This window comes from Micromonospora sp. NPDC049107 (assembly GCF_040648595.1).
Taxonomy (GTDB): domain Bacteria; phylum Actinomycetota; class Actinomycetes; order Mycobacteriales; family Micromonosporaceae; genus Micromonospora.
Genome location: NZ_JBEZEC010000007.1, coordinates 227,480 through 240,065, shown reverse-complemented (window position 1 = coordinate 240,065; position 12,586 = coordinate 227,480). Strand labels below are relative to the sequence as shown.

Genomic DNA, 12,586 nt, shown 5'->3' with positions numbered 1-12,586 from the left:
CGGGTAATCGGCTCGACGGTGTCCGCGAGTGGCGGGATGATGCGGGCATGTGGGACGGCGATGGCGAGAGCGTGTCGACCGAGCGGCTGCGGATGCGCCGGTTGACGATGGCCGACGTGGACGCGTTCGTCGAGCTTGACGGCGATCCCGAGGTGATGCGGTTCCTCACCGGCGGCGTCGCGACCCCGATGGAGACGATCCGGGACGAGGAGTTGCCGAGGCTGATCGCCCAGTACGAGCGGCATCCCGGCCTGGGGCGTTGGGCGGCGCTCGACCGGGCGTCCGGTGAGTTCCTGGGGTGGTTCGCGCTCGACCCGTCGGCGGACGGCACGGAGGCCGAGTTGGGCTACCGGCTGCGCCGCGCGGCGTGGGGGCGTGGCCTGGCGACGGAGGGGTCCCGGGCGCTGGTCCGGTACGCGCTCGACGTCGTGGGCGTGCGCCGGGTGTGGGCGCAGACGATGGCGGTGAACGAGCGGTCCCGCCGGGTGATGGAGAAGGCCGGGCTGCGTTACGTGCGGACGTTCCACCTGGACTTCGACGACCCGATCCCGGGGACCGAGCAGGGTGAGGTGGAGTACGAGCTGCTGGCCGCCGACATTGCTCAGGACCGGCCGGCGGCCTTGCGCGCCCGGTAGGCGGTTACGGCGGCGCGGTTGCCGCAGCCGGCCTCGCAGAACCGCCGCGACCGGTTGCGGGACAGGTCGACGACGACGTTGTCGCAGTCCGGGTGCTCGCAGATGCGCAGCCGGCTCAGCTCGCTCGACCGGACCAGGTCGGCGATCGCCATGGCCGCCTCCACCGCCATGCGGGTGGCCAGCGGCGCGTCGCGGGGCACGGCGTGCAGGTGGTACGGCTCGTCGTCGTGCTCGATGAGCTGCGGCAACGCCCGGTGTTCGCGGAGCAGGCCGTTGATGATGTCGACGACCTCGGGCGGTTCGGCGTCCCAGATGCGGCGCAGGCGGGGGCGCAACTGTCGTACGGCGCGTAGTTCCGCGTCGGTGTGCTCGTGCCGTCCGCTGTAGGTGTGCCGGACGAAGAAGGCGTCCAGCGCGGCGACGTCGGGTAGCAGCTCGCCGTCGCGGCCTCCGGTGTTGACCAGGGCGGTGGCGGCGATCAGCGAGCATTCGGTGTCATGAGCGAACAGCAACTTGACTCCTGTCACGATGGCCGCCTAGCGTCATGGGCACAAGGATAGTTTGCCCATGACACACGTGTCGCAGCGAGGAGCGCGAGATGCCGCAACGACCCGCCGTCGGCGCCGCCTTGGCGCTGCTCTCCGCCGTCACGTTCGCCACCTCGGGCACCTTCGCGCGCTCGCTCATCGAGGCCGGGTGGTCGGCCGAGGCCGCTGTCGTCGCCCGGGTCGGGGTGGCCGCCCTGGTGCTCGCGATCCCCGCCCTGCTGGCGCTGCGCGGCAGGTGGCACGTGCTGCGCGACAACAGCTCCGCAGTCGTGATGTTCGGGCTGCTCGGGGTCGCCCTGGCGCAGGTGTGCTTCTTCAACGCCGTGCGCTACCTGCCGGTTGGCATCGCGCTCCTGCTGGAATACCTGGGCATCATCCTCGTCGTGGGCTGGATGTGGCTGCGGCACGGCCAGCGCCCCCGGCGGCTCACCGTGGCCGGCTCCGCCGCCGCGCTGTGCGGGTTGGTGTTCGTCCTGGACCTCACCGGCAACGCCGCCTTCGACCCGGTCGGCGTGCTCTGGGGGCTGGGCGCCGCGTTCGGCCTGGCCGGCTACTTCGTACTCGCCGGCCGGGTCGACCCCCGACTGCCCTCGGTCGCCATGGCCAGCGGCGGGATGGCCGTCGGCGCGGCCGTGCTGCTGCTCATCGGGGTGACCGGGCTGCTGCCGCTGCGTGCCACGTTCGGTGAGGTCACCTTCGCCGGGCAGCGCACCACCTGGCTGCTGCCCATCGTCGGGCTCACCCTCGTCGCCGCGGTGATCGCGTACCTGGCCGGCATCGCCGGCAACCGGATCCTCGGCCCCCGGCTGTCGTCGTTCGTCGGGCTGACCGAGGTGCTGTTCGCCGTACTCATCGCCTGGCTGTTCCTTGACGAACTGCCCACCGCCTGGCAACTCCTCGGTGGCCTGCTGATCGTCGCCGGGGTCGCCCTGGTACGCCTCGACGAGCTGCGCGGCGTGCCCGCGCCCGCCGCGCCCGAGCCCGCGCTGGCGGCCGGCACCCGGTGAGGTCGCTGTCGCGGTGCGGTCGTCGTGCGGTGTGGTCGTCGTGCGGTGTGGTCGTCGTGCGGTGTGGTCGTCGTGCGGTGGGAGAGTGGGTGCCGTGCTGACCACTGTCGTGTTCGACGCTGACGAGACCCTGCTCGACCTGCGGCCCGCGGTGACCGGCGGGCTGGCGGCCGTCCTCGACGAGATGCGGCGTCGCGCACCCGACGCGGCCGGCGTGACGCTCGCCGAGCTGGAATCCGACTGGGGAGCGGTCTTTGGTGAGCTGAGCGCCGCCCCGGTCATGGAGATCCGCCGCGCCGCGCTGGCCCGGTCGCTGGCCCGCGCCGGCCTCGGCGACCACCTCGACGAGATCGCCGACCTCTTCTTTGCCCGCCGGTTCGCCCTCACCCGGCCGTTCCCGGACGTCCCACCGGCGCTGGTGGCGCTGCGCCGCCGGTACACCCTGGGCTTCGCCACGAACGGCAACAGCCGCGCCGAACGCTGCGGGCTCGCCGGCGAGTTCGCCTTCGAGCTGTACGCGCACGAGAACGGCCTGCCCAAGAAGCCCGCCCCGGAGTTCTACGCGGCGGTGGTCGAGGCTGCCGGGGTGCCCGCCGAGCAGATCGTGTACGTCGGCGACTCGTGGGAGCACGACGTGGTGGCGCCCCGACGGGCCGGCCTGCGGTCGGTGTGGCTGAACCGGCACGGGCTACCCCGCCCGGCGGGTCTCATCCCCGACACGGAGGTGTCCACCCTGGCCGAACTGCCCACGGTCCTGCCGAATCTGCCGGCGGCATCGTCCGACCGGGTGGATCTGGGCGTCGGCCAGGGCGGATGAAGAACAGATTCACCGGCATAACGGACGTTCATCTGGCGGGAACCCGCCAGGTGTTGTGTGATGACGCCACGTCCCTCAACGAGAGGATTCGATGTGGTGAGCAAGCGCTTCACCGTCGGTGCCGTCGCGACCGCGGCGGTACTGGCACTTACGGCAGCGGGCCTGGGTGTACCGGCCAGCGCCGCGCCGAGCACGTCCCGCACCTTCACGGTGGTCGCCGAGGACGGGGTCGCCGTCGACACGGCGGTCGCCGCCATCCGGGCCGCCGGCGGCACGGTGGTGTCCTCGTCCGACGAGGTCGGCATGTTCCAGGTCACCAGTGACCGGGCCGACTTCGCGTCCCGGGCCGCCGCCGCGCCGACCCTGGTCGGCGCCGCCGAGCAGAAGGCCATCGGCCGCAAGCCGAAGCTGGACCGGGTCGAGCAGGAGCACCTGACGGCCGCCACCAAGGCCGCCGCCGGCGCTGCCGCCCGGCGCGGGGCCAAAATGGACCCGCTCGACAACAAGCTCTGGGGCCTGGAGATGATCCAGGCCGACAAGGCCCGCAAGATCGAGCCCGGTGACCGTCGGGTGACCGTCGGCGTACTGGACACCGGCGTCGACGCCAGCAACCCGGACATCGCGCCCAACTTCAACTGGGCGTTGTCGCGCAACTTCGCACCCGACCGGATCGACGTGGACGGCCCCTGCGAGGTGCCGAGCTGCCTCGACGCGGTGGGCACCGACGACGGCGGGCACGGCACCCACGTGGCCGGCACCATCGGCGCCGCCGCCAACGGCTTCGGCCTCTCCGGTGTCGCCCCGAACGTGTCGCTGGTCGAGCTCAAGGGTGGCCAGGACTCCGGCTACTTCTTCCTCGACCCGGTCGTCAACGCCCTGGTCTACGCCGGCCGCAACGGGATCGACGTGGTCAACATGTCGTTCTACGTCGACCCGTGGCTCTACAACTGCACCGCCAACCCGGCCGACTCCCCCGAGGCGCAGGCCGAGCAGCGGGCCATCATCAAGGCCATGAAGCGGGCGCTGGAATTCGCCCACAACAAGGGCGTCACCCTGGTCGGCGCGCTCGGCAACAACAACGAGGACCTGGGCGCGCCGCGTACCGACACGTCCAGCCCGGACTACGGCGCCGACCCGTACCCGCGCCCGATCGACAACAACAGCTGCTGGGACCTGCCCACCGAGGGCCCGCACGTCATCGGTGTGTCGTCGGTCGGCCCGTCCGGCAAGAAGTCGGACTTCTCCAACTACGGCACCGAGCAGATCTCGGTCGCCGCGCCGGGCGGCTGGTTCCGCGACGGCTTCGGCACGGACACGTACCGCACCGACGCCAACATGATCCTGTCGTCCTACCCGAAGCACGTGCTCCAGGAGGAGGGCTCGGTCGACGCCGACGGCAACATCGTCGCCGGTTTCGAGGAGTCCGTCTTCAAGCAGTGCAAGGCCAACGGTGAGTGCGGCTACTACACCTACCTGCAGGGCACCTCGATGGCGTCCCCGCACGCCGCCGGGGTGGCCGCGCTGATCGTCAGCCGGTACGGCAAGCCGCAGGCCCGGGGTGGCTTCGGCATGTCCCCGGACCAGGTGGAGCAGCACCTCTACCGCACGGCGGCCGAGCACGCCTGCCCGGAGCCGCGCCTGCAGCAGTACCGCAACGAGGGCCGTGACGAGACCTACGACGCGTACTGCGCCGGTGGGCTCAACTTCAACGGCTTCTACGGGTACGGGATCGTCGACGCGTACGCGGCGGTGAAGACCCCGCTCAAGCTCAACGCCCGCCCGTAACGCACCGCCCGCGGGGCCCGGTCGACACTGGTCGGCCGGGCCCTGCCGCGTGCGGCGGTCGAGCGCGATGATCGACCCCGGTTTCTTGGAAGGCGGGGTGTCGCGGTGCCCCGGACAGCCCGGTCTCCAAGAAGCCGAGTGGATCACGGCCGCTCACCGCCGCGGCGCGGGCGTTCATCGCCGCCAGCCGCGGGCGTTCAGGGCGGCGCGCACTTCGCGCAGCACCGCCGGGAACTCGGACCCCATCCGTCGACTGGTCACATGGAGCACCAACCAACCCGCGCCGACGAGCAGATTGAGCCGTCGGCGATCACGGTGCAACTGGTCGATGTCGGAGTGCCACTGCCCGTCGTACTCCACCGCCACCCGGTAGGTGGGCCACGCCAGGTCGGGGTGCAGGACCACGCCGTTGGGCAGGCGCACCGGATGTTGGACGACGGGGCGTGGCAGGCCGCCCAACACCAACCGCGCCCGTAGCTGGGACTCCGGCGGGGACTGGGCCCGCCCGTCGGCCAGGTCGAAGAGCCAATCCGCCCGACGAGCCCCGGGTCGGTCCGTGTTGAGGGCGGCCTCCTTGGCCAGCGCGGCGCTGTCGGTCAGTCCCCGCCCGAGCAACGTGTCGATGATGGGGAGCGCGCGGACCGGGTCGAGCCAGACCGCCGTCTCCCAGGCGGACCGCGCCGGACCCGAGCAGGGGAGCGGGCTGCGCGCCAGGCGATCCGGTCCCGGTGGGCGGGTCGCGCCGGTTGGGCGTCTCGCTTTCGAGGGACCGCTCGCCGGTGGATAGGGGACCGCCCGTTCAGGCCTCGGACCGCTTACGCGCGGGCCGGTGGCGGCGTGTTCGGACGCGGTGTGGACATGCACCCGAAGGCCGCGTTGAGCGCCGACCCGCAACGGTCGGGGCGCGAGGATGTGCACGTCGTCGGTGAAGGCGGCGGCGTGCTCGACGCCGTGCAGGAAGGCGGCCGACGGACCACCCACGACCACCCCGGGCGGCAGCCGCAGGAGCGCGGCGCGGCAGGCCAGGGCGTGGTCCCGGTCCAGTCGGGCGTCGGCGTAGATGTCGTGGCGAAGTCGTACCCAGGCGCTGCTGCGTAGCTGGTGCTCGCTGAGCAGGCCATCCCGGACGACCTCGGAGCCGCGGAAAACCTGCCAGGTCAGGGCGTCGGGTCGGTACGGACGTGGTGGCATGCCGAGCAGCGTGCCGCCCGCCGTTCGCCGCCCGGTACCCCTGTGGACAACCCCGCGGAGGGCCCCGCCACCGCCTGTGGAAAACCACGAAGCGCCTTGGAGATCTTGCTATGGGTTGATCGACTCGGCTTTCCAGAAATCGGGGCGTCGCGGGCTCAAGGAGAGCCCGACTTCCAGGAAGCCGAGTCGACCAAGCGTCGCCGAGTGGATCAAGGGGTCAGCGGAGGGTTGCCGCCACGGCCGTCGCGGCGGCCTGCACCTGGGGGCCGACCAGGGCGACGTCCAGCGGGGCGAGCGCGACCACGCCGACGCTGGCCTCCAGGCCCGGTACGCCGAGCACCGGCGCGGCCACCCCGTACGCCCCGGACTCCAACTCGCCGCTGCTGCTCACCGGGTCGGCCGTGCCGCTGCGGCCGGCCAGGATGGCCCGACCCGCCGCGCCCCGGTCCAGGGGGTGTCGCGCCCCCGTCCGGTACGCGACGTGGAACGACGTCCAACTCGGCTCGACCACCGCCAGGGCGACACCCTCGCCGCCGTCCACCACGGTCAGGTGGGCGGTCGCGCCGGCCTGTTCGGCGAGTCGGCGCAGCGCCGGCAACGCGCCCTCGGCGAGCAGCGGCTGGGCGCGTCGGGCCAGGTGCAGCACGCCCGCGCCGATCCGGAGTCGGCCGTCGCTGCCCCGGCGCAGCATGCCGTGCCCGGTCAGCGGGCCGACCAGCCGGTAGACGGCCGCCCGGCCGACGCCGAGCCGGTTCGCCGCCTCGCTGACGGTCAGCCCGGTCGGCGTATCGGCCACCAGGTGCAGAAGCCGTAGACCCCGGTCGAGCGTCTGGGACGTCTCCCCGGTCCGGCTGGACCCTGCCGTCGCATCCACAGCACGCAGCGTACGACCCGGCACCGGCGGACCCGGACAGGCGCGGACGGCTACCCTTGTACGGTGACGCTACGCCTGTATGACACCGCCACCCGATCGGTGCGGGACTTCGTCCCGCGGGAAGCCGGCAAGGTGGGGGTCTACCTGTGTGGTCTCACCCTCCAGGCGCCGCCGCACATCGGTCACCTTCGCTCCGGCGTCAACTACGACGTGCTGCGCCGCTGGTTGCTCGCGGCCGGCTACGAGGTCACGTTCATCCGCAACCTGACCGACATCGACGACAAGATCCTCGTCAAGGCGGGTGAGCAGGGTCTGCCGTTCTGGTCGATCGCGTACGCCAACGAGTTGATCCTCGCCGAGTCGTACCGGGCGTTGAACGTGCTGTCGCCCACCTACGAGCCGCGCGCCACCGGGCACATCCCGGAGATGCACGAGCTGATCACCAAGCTGATCACGGACGGGCACGCGTACCCGGCCACCGACGGCTCCGGCGACGTCTACTTCGATGTGGCGTCCTGGCCGGCGTACGGGTCGCTGTCGGGTCAGTCGCCGGACGCGATGCAGTCGGCCGGCGACGCGCCGGACCGGGGTAAGCGGGACCCGCGCGACTTCGCCCTCTGGAAAGGCGCCAAGCCGAACGAGCCGGCGGACGCGTACTGGCCGTCCCCGTGGGGGCTGGGCCGTCCGGGCTGGCACATCGAGTGCTCGGCGATGTGCTGGCGCTACCTGGGCCCGGAGTTCGACATCCACGGCGGTGGTCTGGACCTGACGTTCCCGCACCACGAGAACGAGATCGCCCAGTCCCAGGCGGCCGGGCTGCCGTTCGCCCGCTACTGGGTGCACCACGGCCTGCTCAACATCGGCGGGGCGAAAATGGGCAAGTCGGCGGGTAACGCCCTGGGCCTCGCGTACGTCGACTCGCTCGGTGTGCGGCCGGTGGAGCTGCGTTACTACTACGCCGCCGCGCACTACCGCTCGGTGATCGACTACTCGGAGGACTCGCTTCGCGAGGCGGCCACCGCGTACCGCCGGATCGAGGGTTTCGTCCAGCGGGCCGTCGAGCGGGTGGGCGCCGGGCAGCTCGGCGAGCTGCCGGCCGGTTTCGTCGCGGCGATGGACGACGACCTCAACACGTCCGCCGCGCTGGCGGTGCTGCAACAGCACCTCCGGGACGGCAACACCGCGCTGAGCGCGGGCGACGATGTGACTGTCCGCACCACCCTGGCCGTGGTACGCGCGATGCTGGATATCCTCGGGATCGACCCCCTCGACGAGGCGTGGACCGGCGGCGGTCGTTCGGACGATCTGCGCGCCGTGGTGGACTCCCTGATCGCGCTGGCCCTGGAGCAGCGCGCGCAGGCCCGGGGCCGCAAGGACTGGGCTGCCGCCGACGCGGTACGTGACCAGCTCAAGCTGGCCGGCGTGGTGGTCGAGGACACCCCCCAGGGCCCCCGTTGGACTATTGGAGAGCAGGACTGATGGCCGGCAACTCGCAGCGCCGTGGCCGGCGACTGACGTCGAAGGCGGGTGCCCCCAAGGGCTCCGGCGGCAAGAACAAGGACTCCCTCGCCGGGCGGGGTCGCACCCTGCCCGCTGACGAGCGGCCGTGGCACAAGGGCTACTCGGGCACCGAGAAGCTGCCGCAGCGCACCGCCTGGAAGCAGGACAAGGAGCGCCGGGTGGCGGCCGAGGAGGGGCGCGCCCCGAAGATCGGTCAGCCGGGCAGCAAGGACACCACCTGGGGCAAGGGTGGCGGTCGGGGCGTACCGGTCGGTCGTGGCGCGACCGGCGGTCGGGGTGGCAAGCCCACCTCGCGCTCCGGTCCCCGGGTCTCCCCGGGGCGCAAGTCCAACCCGTCGAAGGACTCCCCGGAGCTGTTGGTCGGACGCAACCCGGTGCTGGAGGCGCTGCGCGCCCAGGTGCCCGCGACGGCGCTCTACACGGCCCAGGGCATCGACGTGGACGAGCGGACCAAGGAGATCATCCGGACCGCCGCCGACCGGGGCATCGCCAACCTGGAGATCAGCCGGGCCGAACTGGACCGGATGACCGGTGGGGTGCTGCACCAGGGCGTCGGCTTGCAGGTGCCGCCGTTCGCGTACGAGCCCTTCGAGGACCTGGTGGCCGCGTCGCTGGAGCAGCAGGCTCCGCTGCTGGTCGCGCTGGACGGGGTCACCGACCCGCGCAACCTGGGCGCCGTGATCCGGTCGGCCGCCGCATTCGGCGCGCAGGGTGTCTTCGTACCCGAGCGTCGTGCCGCCGGGATCACCGCGACCGCCTGGCGGACCAGTGCCGGCGCGGCGGCGCGGGTGCCGGTGGCCCAGGTCACCAACCTGACCCGGTCGCTGAAGGCGTGCCGGGACGCCGGCTTCATGGTGGTCGGCCTGGACGCCGACGGCGACACCGACCTGTACGACCTGGAGGCCGCCGTCGGCCCGCTGGTGGTGGTCGTCGGCTCCGAGGGGCGCGGGTTGTCCCGGCTGGTCGGGGAGACCTGCGACCTGACCGTCAGCATCCCGATGATCTCCGAGGTGGAGTCGCTCAACGCGAGCGTGGCCGCCGCGGTCACCCTGGCCGAGGTCGCCCGCCGCCGCTCGGTCGAGCTGTAACGACGTCGACGAGGCCCCCTACCGCCCGAAAGCGGTAGGGGGCCTCGCCGTCAGATCTGGTGGAGCCAGGCGACGAAGAAGATCGCACCGGCCACCGCCGTCAGCAGCGTGGCCGGCAGCAGCCAGGCCGGACCCCGCTCCCCGTCGAGGCGTCGGGTCAGTCGTTGGTGCACGGCGGCGATGCCGATCAGCGCGGCCAGCCCGCCGGCCGCCAGTGGCAGGCCGACGAGGAAGTGCGCCAGCCACGCGCCGGCCCGGCTCGGACCGCCCCAGGAGTGGTCGTACGGGCCGGGATCGACCACCCCGTACAGGACGCCGCGCAGCACCATCAACAGCTCGACGCCGATCGGCAACAGGGCCACGAGGCCGAGCAGCAGGCTGAGCAGCGCGTGACCGAGCACCGCGAGCGTTCCGGGTCGCCGGCCGGGCACGGCCGTCGGGGGTGCGCCGAGCAGGCCGGTCCGCAGGCCCCGCCACCGCGCGACGGCGGCGTCGGCCCCGCCCACCGGAGTGGTAGCCAAGGTGAACAGGGCGACCGGTACCAGCGTCGCGCAGTAGGCGAGGCTACGGCCGGCCCGGCGGATGATCTGGTTCCGGTGGGCGGTGGCGGTGGCGGTGGCGGACACGGCGTCTCCTCCGGCTCGGTGTGCCGCGAACGCTAGGGATACGGCACACCCCGCCGCGTCACCCCGGGGAGCCACGCTCGCGCTGGCTCCCGGGGATGACGACCCCTCCCGGGTACGACGAAAGGGGCGGCCCGCCGCAGCGGACCGCCCCTTTTCGGTACGGCGTTACGTCAGATCCGGCTGCCCGTGGTGGCGTGGAAGACGTGGCTGCGGCCGGCGCGCGGCTTGACGAACACGGTGTCGCCCATGTTCGGCATGCTGCGGCGGTCGGTACGGACGACGAAGCGCTCCGAGTTGCCACCCAGGGCGGCGTGGCCGTAGACGTTCGCGTCCGAGCCCAGGTCCTCGACCAGCTCGACGACGACCGGCATACCGCCCTCGGTCGGGCTGACCAGGTCGCAGTCCTCCGGACGGAAGCCGACGGTGACCTTGCCGTCGCCACCCTCGGCGCGGGCCGCCTCGACCTGCTCGCGGGTCAGCGGGATACGCAGCTCGGCGAACTCGGCGCCCTGCTCGTGCAGCGGGACGGTCTTGATGTTCATGGCGGGAGAGCCCATGAAACCGGCGACGAACACGTTCGCCGGGGTGTCGTAGAGCGCCCGCGGGGTGTCCACCTGCTGGAGCACACCGTCGAGCAGCACGGCCACCCGGTGACCCATGGTCATGGCCTCGACCTGGTCGTGCGTCACGTAGACGGTGGTGACGCCCAGCTTGGCCTGGAGCGACGCGATCTGCGTACGGGTCTGCACACGCAGCTTGGCGTCGAGGTTCGACAGCGGCTCGTCCATGAGGAAGACCTGCGGCTCGCGGACGATCGCCCGGCCCATGGCCACCCGCTGACGCTGACCACCGGAGAGCGCCTTCGGCTTGCGGCTCAGGTACTCCTCGAGCTGGAGCAGCCCGGCCGCCTCCTTGACCCGCCGGTCGATCTCCGACTTGGAGGTCTTGCGCAGCTTCAGGGCGAACGCCATGTTCTCGTACACCGTCATGTGCGGGTAGAGGGCGTAGTTCTGGAAGACCATCGCGATGTCGCGGGCCTTCGGGGGAAGGTGGGTGACGTCCCGCTGGTCGATGTAGATCGAGCCGGCGTCGACGTCCTCCAGACCGGCGAGCATCCGCAGGCTGGTGGACTTGCCGCAACCCGACGGGCCGACGAGAACGAGGAACTCGCCGTCGCCGATCTCGAGGTTCAGCTCGTTGACGGCGGGACGCTCGGTGCCCGGGTAGATCCGGGACGCCTTGGAATAGGTGACCGTAGCCATGGTGGTGCGCTTCCTTTCACCGGCAGGAACGTGCCGGACGATCCGAGTGAAGGAGCAACCGGCACGAGCCCGTGCCGGTCAGCGGACGGCGGTCGGTCGCGGGGGCGGCCGGGTCGTCGTCCGTGTCACTGCACCGTAATTGGCTTTGCCCGCGCTGCCAAGGCGAGGGACCCTCGGAAGTGACCCAATGCCTACGCATTCCGGGCAGTCGGGCACGGCAAGGCATCAATCGACGTCGCGGTGCGGCGTCGGGCGTCGGGTTGTTGACGTTTCCCGTGCTCGGGAGCACTCGCGAGCGGGATATCCGGACGTCAGTCGCTATGCTGGCGTCGACACATGCGCCCCTGTAGCTCAGCTGGCCAGAGCACTCGCCTTGTAAGCGAGATGTCGCCGGTTCGATCCCGGCCGGGGGCTCCATATCCACAAAGCTTTTCCCGACGGGCACTGCCCCGAGTCGACCGGTTGACAGCAACGGCACTCACGAGAGAGCTTCCCGTCGAGCGTGACCAGCGCCCGAGGCGTCGTGTCAGGGCTGGCATGGGCGGCGGGACACTCATCCCTCATCAAGCGGCGGGTCAGCTGCCGGCACCGGGGCTAGATCGGGTAGCACCTGAAGCCATGCCTGGACGTCAGCGACGAGGTGGGCGTCGGTCATGTGGTCGACGAGGGGTGCGAGGTCGGTCAAGATCCGCTCGATGTTGAGGAGTCGGTGGTAGTCCTGGTAGTCGTCGGTGACGGTGAGCGCCTGCCATCTCGCCAGCCAGTCTTCACCCGGCTGGACGAAATCATCCTCGGTGAGCGGGATGGCGCGCAGGCTCGCTGCTCGGGCGGCAGCTTGTTTCCGTGTCATGCCAAAGCTCTCGACAGCCCGCCGGGCGACCGTGTCCGGCCGAGCGCTGGCTGGTAGCTCCTGGACTCGCTGACCCGCATCGAGGGCGATCGTGATGAGCGCGCTGAGGTGTGCGACCGCCAGCTCCATCGGGAAATCGTGCTCGGATGCCAGGTCGATCAGAAAGAACGCTAGCGGCACGTCGCCAAGGGGCCGGTGGCCGGGCAATCCGCGGTGCTGGCGGCGCACATCCGAGGTCGCCATATCGATCAGTGCGAACCACCAGTGCACGGGACTTACCGAGTCAGGCTTGCGGTCGAGTAGCCACTGCCTGCGTAGGGGCAGCTCAATCAGGAGAAGCCCGCGGTAGGTGCCCTCAAGCTCTCTCACCCCACGCCTCCCC

At 71.5% G+C, this 12,586-nt stretch carries 12 protein-coding genes and 1 tRNA gene; 7 read left to right on the top strand and 6 right to left on the bottom strand.

From position 1 onward, the window contains the following. Positions 1-47: 47 nt before the first annotated feature. Entirely contained in the window at positions 48-635 is a 588-nt protein-coding gene (locus AB0B55_RS19025) for a GNAT family N-acetyltransferase (protein WP_357172528.1), read from the top strand. Here the strand turns inward: AB0B55_RS19025 and AB0B55_RS19020 are convergent. After that, positions 602-1,147 carry a CGNR zinc finger domain-containing protein gene (locus AB0B55_RS19020; protein ID WP_357172777.1) on the bottom strand — a complete coding sequence of 182 codons (546 nt, stop codon included), beginning with the start codon at positions 1,145-1,147 and terminating at the stop codon, positions 602-604. The genes AB0B55_RS19025 and AB0B55_RS19020 overlap by 34 nt on opposite strands. 86 nt (positions 1,148-1,233) lie before the next feature. Between AB0B55_RS19020 and AB0B55_RS19015 the strand changes: the two genes are divergently transcribed. The 3 genes from AB0B55_RS19015 (at position 1,234) to AB0B55_RS19005 (ending at position 4,792) form a co-directional block, all read left to right on the top strand. Further along, a complete protein-coding gene (locus AB0B55_RS19015) occupies positions 1,234-2,190 on the top strand; it encodes a DMT family transporter (RefSeq protein ID WP_357128758.1) in 957 nt (318 codons plus the stop codon). Positions 2,191-2,284: 94 nt separating this feature from the next. Beyond that, a complete protein-coding gene (locus tag AB0B55_RS19010) occupies positions 2,285-3,007 on the top strand; it encodes an HAD family hydrolase (protein WP_357172525.1) in 723 nt (240 codons plus the stop codon). Between the two features lie 96 nt (positions 3,008-3,103). Beyond that, positions 3,104-4,792 (top strand): S8 family serine peptidase, encoded by a 1,689-nt coding sequence (locus AB0B55_RS19005; RefSeq protein ID WP_357172522.1) that lies wholly within the window; start codon positions 3,104-3,106, stop codon positions 4,790-4,792. Between the two features lie 174 nt (positions 4,793-4,966). Here AB0B55_RS19005 and AB0B55_RS19000 read toward each other — a convergent pair whose 3' ends face one another. Together AB0B55_RS19000 and AB0B55_RS18995 are read right to left on the bottom strand one after the other, a co-directional pair. After that, positions 4,967-5,983: a hypothetical protein gene (locus AB0B55_RS19000; RefSeq protein WP_357172520.1), complete on the bottom strand. Its 1,017-nt coding sequence runs from the start codon at positions 5,981-5,983 to the stop codon at positions 4,967-4,969. Positions 5,984-6,200: 217 nt separating this feature from the next. After that, positions 6,201-6,857, bottom strand: a complete 657-nt coding sequence (locus AB0B55_RS18995; protein WP_357128770.1) for a helix-turn-helix domain-containing protein — start codon at positions 6,855-6,857, stop codon at positions 6,201-6,203. Positions 6,858-6,920: 63 nt separating this feature from the next. Between AB0B55_RS18995 and cysS the strand changes: the two genes are divergently transcribed. Further along, on the top strand, positions 6,921-8,336 hold the full coding sequence (cysS, locus tag AB0B55_RS18990; protein WP_357128773.1) for a cysteine--tRNA ligase: 1,416 nt from the start codon (positions 6,921-6,923) through the stop codon (positions 8,334-8,336). Continuing rightward, positions 8,336-9,466, top strand: a complete 1,131-nt coding sequence (gene rlmB / locus AB0B55_RS18985) for a 23S rRNA (guanosine(2251)-2'-O)-methyltransferase RlmB (RefSeq protein WP_357128776.1) — start codon at positions 8,336-8,338, stop codon at positions 9,464-9,466. The genes cysS and rlmB overlap by 1 nt, the downstream gene beginning before the upstream one ends. Before the next feature lie 50 nt (positions 9,467-9,516). Here rlmB and AB0B55_RS18980 read toward each other — a convergent pair whose 3' ends face one another. Both AB0B55_RS18980 and ugpC read right to left on the bottom strand, forming a co-directional pair. Then, positions 9,517-10,092 carry a hypothetical protein gene (locus AB0B55_RS18980; RefSeq protein ID WP_357172517.1) on the bottom strand — a complete coding sequence of 192 codons (576 nt, stop codon included), beginning with the start codon at positions 10,090-10,092 and terminating at the stop codon, positions 9,517-9,519. 170 nt (positions 10,093-10,262) lie between these two features. After that, positions 10,263-11,354, bottom strand: coding sequence for a sn-glycerol-3-phosphate ABC transporter ATP-binding protein UgpC (gene ugpC / locus AB0B55_RS18975; protein ID WP_357128782.1), 1,092 nt, complete (start codon positions 11,352-11,354; stop codon positions 10,263-10,265). Between the two features lie 340 nt (positions 11,355-11,694). Here ugpC and AB0B55_RS18970 point away from each other — a divergent pair. Then, positions 11,695-11,771, top strand: a tRNA-Thr gene (locus tag AB0B55_RS18970). Positions 11,772-11,907: 136 nt separating this feature from the next. On the opposite strand, the gene AB0B55_RS18965 is transcribed toward AB0B55_RS18970, so the two are convergent. Beyond that, a complete protein-coding gene (locus tag AB0B55_RS18965) occupies positions 11,908-12,573 on the bottom strand; it encodes a hypothetical protein (RefSeq protein ID WP_357172514.1) in 666 nt (221 codons plus the stop codon). Positions 12,574-12,586 lie beyond the last annotated feature (13 nt).

Coding starts and splice junctions, on each gene's coding strand:
- ugpC (WP_357128782.1), bottom strand. CDS start 11,354: ATGGCTACGGTCACCTATTCCAAGGCGTCCCGGATCTACCCGGGCACC.
- AB0B55_RS19015 (WP_357128758.1), top strand. CDS start 1,234: ATGCCGCAACGACCCGCCGTCGGCGCCGCCTTGGCGCTGCTCTCCGCC.
- AB0B55_RS19000 (WP_357172520.1), bottom strand. CDS start 5,983: ATGCCACCACGTCCGTACCGACCCGACGCCCTGACCTGGCAGGTTTTC.
- AB0B55_RS19025 (WP_357172528.1), top strand. CDS start 48: ATGTGGGACGGCGATGGCGAGAGCGTGTCGACCGAGCGGCTGCGGATG.
- rlmB (WP_357128776.1), top strand. CDS start 8,336: ATGGCCGGCAACTCGCAGCGCCGTGGCCGGCGACTGACGTCGAAGGCG.